The organism is Shewanella sp. SM21, assembly GCF_025654335.1.
GTDB lineage: Bacteria > Pseudomonadota > Gammaproteobacteria > Enterobacterales > Shewanellaceae > Shewanella > Shewanella oncorhynchi.
Map to the genome: position 1 here is coordinate 209855 of NZ_JAKKRL010000002.1, position 15449 is coordinate 225303.

Sequence of the window (15449 nt, forward strand, 5' to 3'; positions counted from 1 at the left end):
GCATGGTGACAGTAAAACAATTCTATGTGTTTGATTTATAAGATTCAACACTATTGCAGCTTCTGTGGAATTAACCCGCAATTTTAGGTGTTTATTGGTGCTTGCTCCGATGATGTATCGTCAGTTAAAGCTCAGTTGACGAATGCTAGGCTAGATTGAACTTATCTTTCACTTTGGCTCTGAGCAATAACCAGTTGAGTTGCTTCGCCGCCGCTTTAAATGCGGTTAAATGCGCTTGATAGTCTTTAGCCGGTAAATCTTGGTACTTCAGCGCCACATAACTTTGTGTCAATGTTTGGAACAGCGTGCAAAGCTTTGGTGCACTGTGTTGGTATTGCTCAATAATCTGCTGCGCAAATTGATTTGGTCCATCACTGTCTTTGCGCTTAATGCCATGGTGTGCGAGACGATTACAGATCTGTTGATAACGAGTACTAATGGGATCGCCTTGAACTCTAAAATGTAATAAGCCCGCACTGTAGGCGATATAGAGCACGATAAGGCTGATACAGAGCCCCATAAAGACCGCGATTTTAGTGTGAGTCACATCGCCTAAAATGCCACTGAGCACTTGATTTTGCTTCTCTTGGTTAAAACCCAGTACCCACACGCTCCAGTAATAATCTACGCTGGCAAAACGTTGTCTTAACTCATTGAGCCAAGGCATGGATTTAAATCGTAAGCTACTAAAAGGGCTTTCCTGCAGGTAACTCTGCTCGGGATCAAACTGGGCGTCGAATCCTTGCTCGATACGATTGGGCGCCACCATAGCGGTGGGGTCGAAACGCACCCAACCTTCATCTTCGAGCCAAACCTCAGCCCATGCGTGGGCCATATATTGATACACACTGTAGTAATCCGCTTGCGGATTATATTCCCCACCCTGATAGCCTGTGACCATACGTGCGGGTAAACCTGTGGCCCGCGCCATAAAAATGAAGGCAGCGGCATAGTGCACACAAAAACCGGCTTTGTTTTCAAATAAGAAATCATCCACTTGCTGTGGCCCAAGGGGAGGCGGCGTGAGAGTGTAGAAGAAAGGCTCACTATTAAAGTGGCCCATCATGGCCCATAGTCGTGGCTTAGGCGCGGGATACTGAGTCTTAAACTGCTCAGCTAACGTTAAAGTGCGTGGATTACTTTGGCTCGGCAGTTCGAGGTTAATCTGTCTTTGCCGCGCCGATAGCCTGAGATCCATCTTAGCCTTAGGCCAAGACTCCACTTGATAACTCATTCGCTGATCGACATTGCGCAGCGCTAACAGTCGATAGTCGGGCATATTGACCACGCTATCATCTTGGCTGTAGGCCACATCGAGACCAAATAACCACGGCTGGTGGCTCGGCTCAACAATCACTTGATAACGAATACTATGCTTATCTTGCGCACCTGATGCCATCTCTTGATCTTCACTGCTTATCGGAGCAGGACTATTACTCATGGGATCAGGATTATTGACCATCAAAGCGGGGCTGGGCCGAGAGGGCGGAAACAGCAGCGCATCTTTTTGCAACTGTTTAATCCCCGCGTCTTGGCGCCAAGTGACACCATCATAGTTCTCCATCACGAGGGCGCGCCAATATAACTCGGCATTAATGGGCTTTGCATTGGTAAAACTCGCCCTAAAGGCAAGTTCAGTCGAACGGGTAAGCTTACCTATATCACCAATCGCCAGACTATCGGACAAGCCCGTTTGGGTTTCTTTCATGTTCGGCACTAACCAGAGCGGTGCAAGACGCGGTAACACTAAAAATAACAGCAGCGCGAGGGGAAGGCTCTGGAGTAAAAATTTGCCACCGATCCAAGCCGTGTGTTTTAAGGATTGCTTATCTTGATACAAAGTCACGAGCACGCAGGTATTGATCAGTGTCACCACGAGCAAGTGCGCGGTATTAAGCAGGGATTGATGGTCGATAAAGGTCAGCGCGATAATAAAATAGCCCGCGAGGACGACAACGCGCACATCCCTTTGATTACGCATTTCAATGTATTTTAAGGCATAACCTAACAGCAGCAGATTCACTAGCGCATTGAGTAAGCCGATTTCCTTTGAGACGAGTGCCAGTGTGGTTGCGGCGCCGATTGCAAGACTGGTGACCAAAAAACGCGGTGGTTTTGCCACTTTGCCGACATAAATCCCCACACGCCACAGCAAACAGATAGCGCAAATGCCCAAAGTCCAAGGCGTGGTTTTATCAAATAGTGGGCTTAATACCGCAATATTGGTGATCAATAACCAAAAAAGTGTCTGGCGGCTAATATTGTCGCCGATTTGAGGTGTCGTGCTATTGGCCGCTGACTTCATACTTGCTCCCTCGATGTAGGGATATGACGTTTCTTGCTGGTGGTTTTCGCCGTTTTATTTGAGTGCTTTGCCGCTGATGACGAATTAACGGCTGACGGCGCTAGCTGTGGATACAAGGCAATGGCTTTTTGACAGGCGATCCTATGGTGATTGCCTATCGCGGGCGCGATCAGCACATCGTCTCCCATTGGGTTTTGCAAATGTAAGCCAAAATACTGCTCAAGTTGCGTGAGTTTATTGACTTGCCAGCTTAACTGACCCAATTGGGTTTCGAGGCGTTTGGCATCGGGTCTGAGCCTTAACCAGACGGGATCACCTTGGGGCTGCTGGAATTCTTTAGTCAGCATGCCGCGACCCTGTGCCCATTGTTTCCATGCCACTTGCTTGAGGGATTCGCCGAGCACATGGGGTTTAAGGCCTTTAAACTCATCAATCCCCGATACATGTTTACCCGCGAGTAACAGGGGATCTTGCTCAGACTGAGTATGATCAGCCTCAAGTTGTAGCGGCGCTTCAATCGGCTGGGCAAAGACTAAGTGACTAATGGCTAAATCCACATGGGACCATGCGCGGCAAAGCCCTAAGGGATAGAAGGATTCAATTTTGAGCCGACCCGGTGACACTTGACCCCGCTGATGATACTCAAAGGGCACGAGCGCTTGTTGTTCATCTGTACCAAGGTTCTGCACCGTATAAGTGCGATTATTCGGATAGTTAACTTGTATGTTATGGCCACTATGGTGAGTGCTGATGAGGACGGGAAAAGTTAAGGTTTCGCCCGCATAGACTTCGGGCGGCGTCGTGGCCCGTAAATGTAAGCCAGCCAGATTTTTGTAACTGTAGAGAATGCAGGTATTAAAAAGGCTTAGGAGTAAGATGCTGAGGCCAATGACTAAGTTATTTTGATAGTTAGTGCCGAATAGATATAAAAGTAAAACCAGACCGAGCCAAACTAACCCAAAACCACTCGGCAGAATAAAAATGCTGCGATGGCTTAAGGTTATTTCGGGACTCGGTGGCAAGCGTCTTGCTAACCAACGTTGCCAAATCGGGACTAACGTCGGAATGAAAGTCGGGAGTATCAGTCGTTTCACTTCTGAGTTATTTCCTTAGTTTAATGGGTTAACTGCATACTTTAGCGATATCTCCTCATTACAGTATCTTGCTACATAATAGGGTTAACGCTGGCGAGAATTCGCTCAGATAGGGCTTCACCCTGTAATTGGCTACTGGTTCTGAGTCTATGCTCCGCTACACAACAAAATACCGCTTGCACATCTTCGGGGACTAAATAATGTCGGCCTTCTAAAAAGGCCCATGCCTTAGCCGCTTGTAATAGCGCTTTGGTGGCACGCGGTGATAACCCCACGCTGTCACTTTGGCTACGGGAAAAACTCACTAAGGCCAAAATATAATTGAGTAAGGCATCGGAAGCGCTGACTTTGTCGCACTGCTCTTGCAGTTGCATTAAGGCCATCGGTGTCAGGCATTGGGGCAATTGATCTAAGGTTAAGTAGTTATGATTGCTCTTAAGCATAGCGAGCTCAGCATCGTGGCTTGGATAACCAATAGACAGACGCATCATAAACCTGTCGAGCTGCGATTCTGGTAGCGAAAATGTACCGGATTGATCGGTGGGATTTTGAGTCGCGATCACAAAGAAAGGATTGGGCAATCTGTGGGTGATGCCATCGACGGAAATTTGTTGTTCGGCCATCGCTTCGAGTAAAGCGCTTTGTGTCTTAGGGCTGGCGCGATTAATTTCATCGGCCAAAATCATCTGCTTAAAAATCGGTCCAGGATGAAAGATAAATTGTGCTTGATGTTTATCAAAAATCGATACGCCGAGAATGTCGGCAGGCAGCATGTCACTGGTGAATTGGATCCGCTGATAGCTCAAACCTAAGCTTTGGGCTATACCATGGGAAATACTGGTTTTACCCATGCCGGGTAAGTCTTCAATCAACAGGTGCCCACGGGCGAGAATACAGGCTAAAGCGAGACGAATTTGCCTAGGCTTGCCCAGCAATACTTGTTCGAGTTGTTGTAGTAATTCGCTGATCCCAGATTGTGCCACGGGCGACTCCTAATACATTTGGAAGTGTGCTTAAGGTGCATTTGCAAGCTGATGTGCGTTATCACTATGGCGGATCATCGCCCGTATATCCAGTGGCATTTCTAGTGCTAAATCAATTACTCGACAGCATTAGGTTTGGTCTTGAGTGGGCTGGTGGCGCGAATGTAAACCGTTTTAGCCTGATCTTACGTAAGGCACAGTGCTTGGCTGCTGGTGGGGCGAATAAACCAGGATTTAAACAAAAAGCCTTGGACAAAGTCGACACCGATATCCCGCGCAAAGGCTAAGTGAGCTTCAGTTTCTATGCCTTCTAAAATGCACTGTTTGTTGGTCTTTTTGGCAAAGTTGACCAATGCAATTAATAATTGGGCTCCCTCGGGGTGTGTTATGTGTGTTAACCAATGGCGGTCAAACTTAAGATAATCCACGTTCATCATCAGATCGACACTGAGCATGGAGTGGGGCGCACCAATATCATCCAGCGCCACATGTATCTTAGCTTGTTTAAATTGAGTGAATAATTGACTGGCCAGCTGGGCATCGTTAATGCAGGTGTTTTCGATGATCTCGACCGTGACTCGTTCATAGTGGGACAGTAAACGAATGAGCTTGGCGGTATGTGGTCCATCGACGGCGTGGGGATCAACATTGATAAAAATTCGCTGCTGACTCGGCGCATGGATGAGTTGAAATGCCTTGGCTTGATATTCAACTGCAGCGAGTATTTCTGTGGATTCATGCAATTGCTCGAACACAATATTAGGTGCAACCGCATCACCATTAGGCAAGTAAAAGCGTGCTAAGGCTTCATAGCCGTCGATGGCTAAAGTATGAGGATTGACAAAGGGTTGGTATTCGCAGCTAAGCGTTAACGAACTAAGGTTAATCATGGGTGTAATGGGATTCTTAATGCTTTAATACTAATTATTCGCATTTAACGCCCTTCAGTGCAAACAAGTTTTCGATAAAACGGCGTGATTGCTGAATAATTATTCGCTTTGCTAATTATTTGAATTTAGAGAATATCATTTAGAATTTTTGGTGGTTAAAGCATGAGCGTTACCCTAGGGTATGCTGAAAAGTAGGAACTCGATGCAGCTGAGTATCGAGTTCCTTTTCATGTCACGAGTTAGTAAGCAAACTTAAGCTCAGCTTCGCTGAATAATGGCTGTGCTTTTTGCTTTTGCGCCTCATAAATCAATCGATAGCTGAGGACGGCTTGAACATATTCACGGGTTTCAGTAAAAGGAATGGCCTCGATAAAACCCATGGCATCGAGTTTGCCATCAGAGTTTGATAACCAGCGACGCACGCGAGAGGGACCCGCGTTATAGGCCGCCGTGGCGAGGATGCGGTTTTGGTTAAACTCTTTCAACAGCTGGGCATAGTAAGCGCTACCAAGATTGAGGTTAAGCTCTGCGCTGTAGAGATCCTTTGGATCGCTATATCTGGCCCCGTGTTTTTTGGCGGTAGCTTTGGCCGTGGCAGGCATAATTTGCATTAGACCACGGGCACCTACACCCGAGGTCGCATAAAGATAGAATGCACTTTCGCGGCGGCTAATCGCACGGATCTCATCGATGTTAACCCTATGCTTTTTGCTGGCGTGCTCAAAACCGGCTTGGTGCGCCATAGGGAAGCGTAGAGGAATATCATCCCACAACTTACCTTGAATACTGGCTTCAACACCAAAATCGTACCAGCCCTGTTCATGGGCATAGCGTCCATAGCGTGCTCGCATCGTATTGTCACTGCGTTTTAGTAGTGATATCCATTCATAGCGAGCATCGAAATAACGGTCGAGCGCCATTAACTCTTGCACTCTGACAAAGCCGAGATCATCGGTTAACTTTTGGCTATTGGCATCAACAACAGGCTCAGGGCTTTGATTGAGTGATACCGGTTTATTTAAGAACTGCGCAGCAGCAAAACCGTAAAAATTACGTTCATTACTGATTGTCGCGAGCGCTTTTATGGCGCTTTCAGGCGCTTCTTTGGCATTGGTGCGATAAAGCCAGTATTGCCAACGTTCCTTTGCCAAGGTTTCTGGTTGGAGTAGGTTCAAGTAACGGGCAATACTGCGCATGTCGTGATCGCGGATAGCCCATCTTAAACGGCGCTCAAATAAGTCGTCATTTTTCAGCTCAGTGAGCACATTGTCGACATAGTTTTTATAGTTATCATCTTGTTCAATTAAAATGCGGCGAACAAGGTATTTATCGAGTTGCTGCGCTTGTTCTGGGGTAAAACGATGGGCCTTTTGATACCGGTCATACAAATTAATGGCTTGGTCGAGATCCTTACGGGCAAGGCGTTTTAATCCTGCGGCAACAATGTCACCGACAATGGGATTTTTATCTTTAAACTTTTCGGTATGGCGCAGGCTATTGGGATCTTTATAGACGGCGACTAAACGCTTAGCTTCGTTACTATGGGTGGTGATTTTTTGGGATAAAAAACTCAGTAAACTCGTTTCGCCAGCCTCGAAACTCAGCATCATTCGCGCCCATACGACATCTTGTGTGCGTTTGCCCGCTTTGGTCCATGTGTTGAAAAGAGGATCACATTCCTTTGGTCGCGAACCCCCAAATACCCAAAGTGATTGTGCGGCCGCATAAGCCGTTTTTAGATCGCCCTTGGCGAGTTTCGCCTCATAGTAATAACACTGCAGGCGGATGTCGGTAGGCGCTTCTGGGGTGATCGCAAGATAATCATTCCAGCGTTTTTGGCTACCAGCATTGTTTAAATATTTAGACCGTAACCTATTGTACATGGGGGTGGTTTCATATTTTTCAATCAAGGCTTTAGCTGCATAACCCTGTAAGGCATTAAGAGCACCGATGTCGATATCATGATCTAAATAAATCGCGAGCGGATAATTACCTAGTTTTGCCCGTAGGGGTTTATAGGTTGCATAATCTTGCTTCTTCAGGGCTTTTTCGGCCTCAAGAAAGGTTTTCTGCGTTGACGTTAACGCAAGTGCAGCAGGGGCATTCAATGCGCCTGCGAGCAATATTGCACTGGATATAACCACATTTATAACTGCTTTGCACATGGAGCGTTTGCCTCCGGGCATCAAGGTATCAATCGACATGTCCGTATCGATTTGAGGTAATTAATGGGTGTTCAATTCTTGTTATCTATCATCGCACTCGACAGGCTCGAGTTCTGTGTCCTTAGGATCGCGGGTATGCGACAGATTAAGTTCAGCGTCGTCATCCTGAGTGTCGTTATCGTCTTGGGCTTCACTGAGCGCTTTTTCTAGCAGCATTTTATCCAGTTGTTTGCTGGTATCGACCCCGAGCTGCTGCATTAAATGGGCTTGACGCACTAGGTTGCCTTTGCCCGATGACAGCTTGTTCATTGCACTGTGATAGGTTTTCTCCGCATTATCTAAGGCGCGGCCGAGTTTTTCCATGTCTTCAATATAACCACATAACTTGTCGTAAATTCGACCCGCTTGTTTTGCAATGGTTTGTGCGTGTTGATTTTGATATTCGTAGCGCCAAATATTGTTAATTGTGCGCAGGGCCACCAACAAATTCGTTGGACTAACGAGCATGATATTTTGCTCAAGGGCAAAATTGACTAGGCTAGGATCATGCTCCAATGCCAGTAGAAATGCCGGTTCGATAGGAATAAACATCAACACATAATCGAGACTCTTAAGCCCGTGCAGATGTTGATAATCTTTTTGACTTAAGCCTTTAATGTGACTGCGAATTGAAATGACATGCTCGTTAATGGCCTGTTGGCGCAGTGCCGGATCTTCACTGTTGAAGTAGCGCTCATAACTGACCAACGACATCTTAGCATCGATGACCACATCTTTATTTTCTGGCAGATGCACAATCACATCCGGCTTAAAGCGTTTACCGCTATCATCCTTGAGATCTTGCTGAGTATGGTACTCATGGCCTTCACGTAGGCCGCTTTCCTGCAGTACGCGATCGAGGATCACTTCACCCCAGTTACCTTGCTGTTTGTTATCGCCCTTGAGCGCTTTGGTCAGGTTGATGGCATCTTGGCTCATCTTCAGGTTGAGCTCCCGCAGGTGCTCAAGTTGATGTTTAAGGGCGCTGCGTTCGGATTGTTCGTGGGTGTAGGATTCACGAATTTGTTGTCTGAATCCTTCTAGCTGTTGTTTTAATGGCCCAAGCACGCCTTCGAGTTGGCTGGCATTTTGGTGCTTAAAGTTTTCGCTACGTTCTTCAAAAATACGGTTTGCGAGGTTTTCAAATTGGGTTTGCAAACGCACTTCGGCCGATTCTAAGCTGGCAATTTTATCCTGCAGCGATTCTTGCTGGGCATCGGCCTTGGCTTGAATGGTTTGCTGCATGGCATTGGATTTCGACAGGGCTAATTGGATCTCTAACTGACGGCGCTGGCTATCATTTAATTGCTGCTCTAAGGTGGGAACGCGTTCGGCTAAGGCCTCGGCTTTGCCCAGTTGTTCAATTTTGAGCTCAAGGCGTTGCTGGTATTGACGTAATTGCGCTTCTTTGTCATCGACCAAAATTTGCTGTTGTGCTAAGGATAATTCTGCATCTTCATTTACTTGACGCATTTCTTGCTCAAGTTGGTCTTTGTGTAGTTGCCAGCGTTGGCGGGTGAGTCTTTGATTGAGTAGAGCACCGATCAACAGGCCTAAGAAGGCAATGGCGAGAAGGCCGATGATTTCGGCGACAGAAAAAGATTGAGAAAATGGCATGATCAATAGCACTCCTTTAGCTTTGGCGCTTAGGTTCGCATGCCCCCCAACAGGCTTCAAGCCCTTTAATCAACTATATCTGCGCTTAATGCTTGAATGAGCAAGTCTTATACGTTTAAGGTGAATTTATTCACGGGTGGAAAGTTTTTCTGGCTTTTACCTGTCTATATAAGAGTGAGCGATACAGACTAGCGCCAGAGAAGATTTTTATCGCGACTCGGTGGCTTTAATCATTGGATGGTAGAGGTGTCAATTGGCTAAACATTCCCGTTTTACCCCAGGTATTCTTAAAAAAGCGCAGTGGCACATGCAAGACAACCAAGTGACGCCCGAAGCAGTATTTCGCTCGCGTCGGCAAATTGTAAAAGCCATGGGACTCGGTGCTATCGGTGCCAGCGTGCCCGGTTATGTGCAGGCTGGATTATTCGATCTATTTGGCGATCAACCTAAGTCCTCATTTATCACTACGCCACTGACGTTTCAATCCAATAAGCAGTACGGTGACGCCGATGTGTTAACCCCGTTTGATAAAGTGACGCAGCATAATAATTTCTACGAATTTGGTACGGACAAGCAAGATCCCTTCAATAATGCCCAAGGTTTTAAAGTCGATCCTTGGCAACTGCGTATCGAAGGTGAAGTTGAACGGCCCATGACTTTAGATTTTAATGATCTGACTAAAATGTTCCCGCTTGAGGAGCGTAACTATCGCCTGCGCTGCGTTGAAGCTTGGTCCATGGTGATCCCTTGGGTAGGGTTCCCGCTGGCGGCATTATTGAAAAAAGTGGGTGTAACTAGCAAGGGCAAATATGTCGCCTTCGAAACCGCTTTTGATCCCGAGCAAATGCCGGGGCAGAAGAGCCGATTAATGGGGGGAGGTATTCATTATCCCTATGTTGAAGGCCTCACGATAGCCGAAGCTATGAACGATTTAACCTTAATGTCGGTGGGTTTGTACGGTAAAACCTTGCCACCGCAGAACGGCGCGCCCATTCGCTTAGTGGTGCCGTGGAAATACGGCTTTAAGAGCATTAAATCAATCGTGCGAATTCGCGTTATGGATAAACAACCGCCGACCAGCTGGAATCAGCTTGCCTCACACGAGTATGGATTTTATGCCAACGTTAATCCGGCGGTGGATCATCCACGCTGGTCGCAAGCCACAGAGCGTCGTATCGGCGAGGGGGGATTGTTTTCAGCAACCCGCATCGATACCCAGCCGTTCAACGGTTACGGCGAGTTTGTGGCTTCACTGTATGACGGCATGGATCTGAGGAAATACTATTGATGATTGGTTTGTTGTTTGGATATTCGCCATTAAGCGGGGACAACCTATGTTGAGATTAACCGCTAAGCACTTGTTTTGGCTAAAGGCGTTATTTCATTTGTTGGGTTTAGTGCCAATCGTCTACCTTGTGCTCACTGTGGTGCTTGGCCGTGCGGGTGGCGATCCCGTGCAGCACATTATTCACTACACAGGCATAGGCGCATTAAATGCGCTAGCGGCGACCTTACTGATCTCACCGATTGCCAAGTTGACCAAGCAAGGGTTGTTGATGCAGACCCGCCGTTTAGTGGGGTTATATGTGTTTGCCTATGCCACCTTGCATATCTTGGCGTTTTTTAGTTTAGATCTGTTATTTGCTTGGGAATTACTGTTTAGTGAAGTGGTAAAACGGCCGTACATTTTAGTCGGCGCAGTGGCTTATCTTATCGTCACCGCTTTGGCGATAACTTCGTTTAAAGCCTTGATGCGCAAGATGGGACGTCGTTGGCAAACCTTGCATAATGGGGTGTATTTAGTCGCGATATTAGCGCCAATCCATTTTTACTGGTCGGTAAAATCGGAAATCATCGAGCCGAGTCTGTATATCGTAGGTTTTAGTGTGTTGCTGCTGTGGCGCACGCCTTGGTTTAAACGTCATTTCAGCCGTAAAGTGGCGAACAAAACCGAGCGTAAGCTGACACAAGATAAAGCTTCGATAAAGTCGGTTTAGACGCATGGCGCGAGCAGTAAATCACTGGCTTGATTTATGTTTCTTTGTGCCTAACGTGAGATCTAAAGTATAAAAACAAAAATGCCGAATGAAGATCCGGCATTTGTCGCTGAATAAATAGTCTTGCTCAGCTATTTTTCGGGTTCAGTTAGCAGGACTTAACCTAAACCTTGAGTCGCTGATTTCATTTGAATGAACTCAATTTTATAACCGTCTGGATCTTCAACAAACGCAATCTCAGTGGTACCACCTGCGACAGGACCTGGAGCACGAGTCACTTTGCCACCGGCTGCGGCAATCGCTGCGCAACGGGCATAGATATCTTCATCACCAATCGCTAAGTGGCCAAAGCCTGTGCCTAAATCGTATTTGTCAGTGCCCCAGTTATAGGTCAGTTCAACTACGGCTTGGCCTGTGGATTCTTCACCATAACCCACGAAAGCTAAAGAATATTTGTACTCTGGATTTTCAGAGGTGCGAAGTAGTTTCATGCCGAGCACTTCAGTATAAAAAGCAATACTGCGTTCTAAGTTACCGACGCGGATCATAGTATGTAATAGTTGCGACATAGGTCCTCTCTCTAAATAGATTACGGGGTGGAGTATACCAAAAATCCGTAGATGGACCTCGATAAATGTCAGCCATTGTTTTTACAGCGCTTGACCCAGATTAAAGCTTAGGATAGGGAAATGAATGTCTGTAAGAGGGATTTTCAGGATTTAGAAGAGAAAATTGCCGATAAATTGGCTATCGCTCACAAAACACAGAGACAAACATGGGTTTTTATCACTGGGTTGATAATAATGTAGCCATACCAACTAGGAGAGTGAATGATGAACACCGAACTTAAAATGGCTTTAGGCACCACAGTTGTAATTGCTATATTTTTCAGTGCGTTCTTTGTTTCAATGTTTTAACGACTAATACAAGTTTGAGTTAACCCAGTTCCAAGTTAAGCAAAAAAGCCGCTATTGCGGCTTTTTGTTTGTCTGAATCCAGTCTAATCAATGTGAAAACAACACTGAAACGTCAATTTGCTCCACTCAGTTGATTCGAAGCTTATTCTTCAGGGTATATTTTTTCTTTAAATTCACACAAGTCTTCAATGATACAGCTGCCACAGCGGGGTTTGCGCGCAAGGCAAGTGTAGCGGCCATGCAGGATAAACCAGTGGTGCACATCGACTTTAAATTCTGCCGGCACGACTTTTAGCATTTTCTCTTCCACTTCGACTACGTTCTTGCCGGGCGCGAATTTAGTGCGATTGGCGAGGCGGAAAATATGGGTGTCGACGGCGATGGTTGGCCAACCAAAGGCAGTGTTTAGTACCACGTTAGCCGTCTTGCGGCCAACGCCGGGCAGAGACTCTAGGGCTTCGCGGTTTTCTGGTACTTCGCCATTGTACTTTTCAATCAAGATCTCGCAGGCTTTGATCACATTGATGGCTTTGTTGTTATATAAGCCTATGGTTTTTATGTATTGCTTTAAACCTTCTACGCCAAGGGCATAAATGCTGTGGGCTGTGTTTGCCACAGGAAAGAGCTTGTCTGTTACCTTGTTGACGCTCACATCTGTTGCTTGGGCCGATAACGTCACTGCCACTAGCAGTTCGAAGGGACTTGAAAAATTGAGTTCGGTTTCAGGTTTGGGATTGTTATCGCGAAGACGAGTGAGGATCTGGATACGTTTTTCTTGATTCATGTACGATTCCTGCGCTGTGGTGGGGTTCAACTCTCAACCGTTCATTATTACTATCTTATTAATGATGATTGATGAGTTTACAACCCACGTTCGCTGATTTTCTTATGCTTTGAGTTTTGCCGCTAATCATGTGCTAGGCACACATTAAACGCGTTAACACGAGCGCCATAATGCCTGTCGTTACTTGAAAGCCTAACCTACCTTAGTGATCCGTGCGCGGGTAACACTCGGTTCTGCGGCGACTTGAGGTTGGCGTTCTTTGACTTTTTTATCAATCACATTTTTCAATGCAATCAATAATCCCATCACGATAAATGCGCCGGGTGGCAACATAGCAAGGAGAAATGGGGTATCGACTTGCCATAGATGCATGGTTAACGATTTAGCCCATGGGCCGAGCAGTTGATCCGCACCATCAAACAGTGTGCCTTGACCTAAGATTTCCCGCGTTGCGCCCAGCACTGTAAGCACTAAAGTAAAACCAAGGCCCATCATTAGACCATCGAAGGCGGCACTAAACGCATTATTGCGGGAGGCAAAGGCTTCGGCGCGGCCGATGATGATGCAGTTCGTCACAATTAATGGCAGGAAGATCCCAAGAGATAAATACAGGCCGTAGGCATAGGCATTGATGAGCAGTTGCACTGTGGTGACTAGCGCGGCGATGATCATCACAAACACAGGAATACGAATTTCTTTGGGCACATAGTCGCGCACCAGTGACACCAAAATGTTAGAGCCAATCAGCACCAGCATAGTGGCTAGACCAAGGCCAAGGGCGTTAGTGATCGTTGCTGTAACCGCAAGTAGCGGACATAAACCTAACAGTTGCACTAGGCCTGGGTTGTTTTTCCACAGTCCTTGCCACGCAATTTCGCGATAATTAGTCATGGTTGGCCTCACAATTTAGCGGCTGGCTGAAAATTTGTGCTTGGTTAGTGCTGAAATACCATACCGCGTTTTTGACTGCTTTAACATAAGCGCGCGGGGTGATGGTTGCACCGGTAAATTGGTCAAAATCGCCGCCATCTTTTTTAACTAACCATTGCTTATCATCTGCAGAGCCCAACACTTTACCAACAAACTGAGTGACCCAATTCGATTTACGTAGTTCAATTTTGTCACCCAGCCCAGGGGTTTCTTGGTGGGACAAGGTACGTACGCCTAAGACTTCACCTTGGATATTAATTCCAACAATTAATTTGATATTACCGCTATAGCCATCGGGTGCTATGGCTTCCATGGCGATAGCGACAGGCTTGCCTGAATGGGTAGCAATATAGGCAGGCATTGGACTATCCGTGCCTAATGCTTCTTTGTTTAAAAGCAAGGTACACTGAGCGGTAAGCTCGTTATCATGTATTTCATCAGGGATTAATTGTTGCAATACTCGCATCAATTCCTGTTGTTCTTGCTGCTTAATCTTGTCAAAGGTTTGTTGATTGACCGCGGCGACGAGACCCGTGCAGATCAAGGCAAACAGTGCCAATAAAAAACCATTTTTAATCATCGGATTTTTCAACTCTTTTTCCTTAAGCTCTCGTTGCCAGCAGAATGACATTATCTTGTAGCATGACGGTAGTCCGCTAAATGGCCTTAGCTAGCTGAATGACCATAGGTGCGTGGCCGCACATAGTAGTCAATAAAGGGGGCGCAGAGGTTAGCCAATAACACGGCAAAGGCAAAGGCGTCAGGGTAACCGCCTTTAATGCGGATGATGTACACCAACACACCAATTAACGCGCCGAAAATAATGCGACCACGGGGGCTGGTTGCTGCTGTGACGGGATCGGTTGCGATAAAAAATGCCGCTAACATGGTCGCGCCAGAAAACAAATGTAATAGGGGACTGCCTTGGGTATCGGGCGACAGTAAGAAACCGATACTCGATGCAACAAAGAGCCCCAATAACACGCCAGTACTGATGTGCCAACGAATGGCTTTTAGTTTAAGTAACACTAAACCACCAGCCAGATAAGCTAAATTCACCCAGAACCAACCTACGCCTGTGCTGCCATCAAAAATGGCTTTAGTCAGGCTTTCGGTGGTGGTTAATCCTAGGGATAAATTGGTTTTAAGGGTATCGAGTGGCGTCGCCATTGCGATGCCGTCTATCCCTAAACGAAACTGTTCCAAGTTAACGTGGGCGCCAATGTTGAAGATAAGTTGCAAGCTCTCAGCTAGGCTAGGCGAATGCAGCGCAACGGTACTCGGTGCTATCCAAGTGGTCATTTGCACTGGGAATGAGATTAGCAGCAATACATACGCCGCCATTGCAGGGTTAAACAGGTTATGGCCTAAACCGCCGTAAAGGTGCTTAACGATAACGATCGCAAAGGCGGTGCCCATGACGATCATCCACCAAGGTGCTAGGGGAGGAATGGCGACACCAATCAAGATTGCGGTCAGCATGGCGCTGTTATCGCTAAGGCTGGCTTTGATATTACGATTGCGAAGTTTCATCACCGCAGCCTCACAGCTTAGGGCAACTATAATCGCAAGCAGCACTTGAACAAGCGTGCCCCAGCCAAAAAAGGCGCATTGCACCACAAGGCCCGGCAGTAAACATAAAATCACCCTTTGCATCACAGTTGAGGTATGCAAATTACGTGTAACATGGGGTGATGAGGCTATTTTAAACGCCATTGTGTTCCCTTT

The 15449-nt window shown here is 46.6% G+C and carries 13 protein-coding genes; 2 read left to right on the plus strand and 11 right to left on the minus strand.

What is annotated here, in order from left to right:
• Positions 1-145: 145 nt before the first annotated feature.
• The 6 genes from L5L94_RS02995 to rmuC form a co-directional block, all read right to left on the minus strand.
• On the minus strand, positions 146-2305 hold the full coding sequence (locus L5L94_RS02995) for a DUF3488 and DUF4129 domain-containing transglutaminase family protein (protein WP_263161076.1): 2160 nt from the start codon (positions 2303-2305) through the stop codon (positions 146-148).
• Positions 2302-3399 (minus strand): DUF58 domain-containing protein, encoded by a 1098-nt coding sequence (locus L5L94_RS03000; protein WP_263161078.1) that lies wholly within the window; start codon positions 3397-3399, stop codon positions 2302-2304. Before L5L94_RS03000 ends, L5L94_RS02995 begins: the two co-directional genes overlap by 4 nt.
• Positions 3400-3470: 71 nt before the next feature.
• Positions 3471-4382, minus strand: a complete 912-nt coding sequence (locus tag L5L94_RS03005; protein ID WP_263161081.1) for an AAA family ATPase — start codon at positions 4380-4382, stop codon at positions 3471-3473.
• Between the two features lie 185 nt (positions 4383-4567).
• On the minus strand, positions 4568-5272 hold the full coding sequence (locus L5L94_RS03010; RefSeq protein WP_168825136.1) for an EAL domain-containing protein: 705 nt from the start codon (positions 5270-5272) through the stop codon (positions 4568-4570).
• A gap of 239 nt (positions 5273-5511) precedes the next feature.
• Positions 5512-7437 (minus strand): transglycosylase SLT domain-containing protein, encoded by a 1926-nt coding sequence (locus L5L94_RS03015; RefSeq protein WP_263161416.1) that lies wholly within the window; start codon positions 7435-7437, stop codon positions 5512-5514.
• 81 nt (positions 7438-7518) lie between these two features.
• Positions 7519-9093 carry a DNA recombination protein RmuC gene (rmuC, locus tag L5L94_RS03020; RefSeq protein ID WP_263161084.1) on the minus strand — a complete coding sequence of 525 codons (1575 nt, stop codon included), beginning with the start codon at positions 9091-9093 and terminating at the stop codon, positions 7519-7521.
• A 253-nt stretch (positions 9094-9346) separates the two neighbouring features.
• Between rmuC and msrP the strand changes: the two genes are divergently transcribed.
• Together msrP and msrQ are read left to right on the plus strand one after the other, a co-directional pair.
• Positions 9347-10381: a protein-methionine-sulfoxide reductase catalytic subunit MsrP gene (gene msrP / locus L5L94_RS03025; protein ID WP_028760022.1), complete on the plus strand. Its 1035-nt coding sequence runs from the start codon at positions 9347-9349 to the stop codon at positions 10379-10381.
• Between the two features lie 46 nt (positions 10382-10427).
• Positions 10428-11090, plus strand: coding sequence for a protein-methionine-sulfoxide reductase heme-binding subunit MsrQ (gene msrQ, locus L5L94_RS03030; RefSeq protein ID WP_105252441.1), 663 nt, complete (start codon positions 10428-10430; stop codon positions 11088-11090).
• A 158-nt stretch (positions 11091-11248) separates the two neighbouring features.
• Here the strand turns inward: msrQ and gloA are convergent, their stop codons facing one another.
• The 5 genes from gloA to rsxD all read right to left on the minus strand — a co-directional run bounded on the left by gloA (position 11249) and on the right by rsxD (position 15437).
• Positions 11249-11659, minus strand: a complete 411-nt coding sequence (gloA, locus tag L5L94_RS03035) for a lactoylglutathione lyase (RefSeq protein ID WP_006087315.1) — start codon at positions 11657-11659, stop codon at positions 11249-11251.
• A gap of 490 nt (positions 11660-12149) precedes the next feature.
• Positions 12150-12791 (minus strand): endonuclease III, encoded by a 642-nt coding sequence (gene nth / locus L5L94_RS03040; protein WP_263161087.1) that lies wholly within the window; start codon positions 12789-12791, stop codon positions 12150-12152.
• Positions 12792-12983: 192 nt separating this feature from the next.
• Entirely contained in the window at positions 12984-13682 is a 699-nt protein-coding gene (locus tag L5L94_RS03045) for an electron transport complex subunit E (RefSeq protein ID WP_028760019.1), read from the minus strand.
• A complete protein-coding gene (rsxG, locus tag L5L94_RS03050) occupies positions 13675-14313 on the minus strand; it encodes an electron transport complex subunit RsxG (protein WP_219250459.1) in 639 nt (212 codons plus the stop codon). Before rsxG ends, L5L94_RS03045 begins: the two co-directional genes overlap by 8 nt.
• A gap of 74 nt (positions 14314-14387) precedes the next feature.
• The gene (rsxD, locus tag L5L94_RS03055; protein WP_263141916.1) at positions 14388-15437 is read right to left on the minus strand and encodes an electron transport complex subunit RsxD; all 1050 of its coding nucleotides are present in this window, start codon (positions 15435-15437) and stop codon (positions 14388-14390) included.
• Positions 15438-15449: the final 12 nt, after the last annotated feature.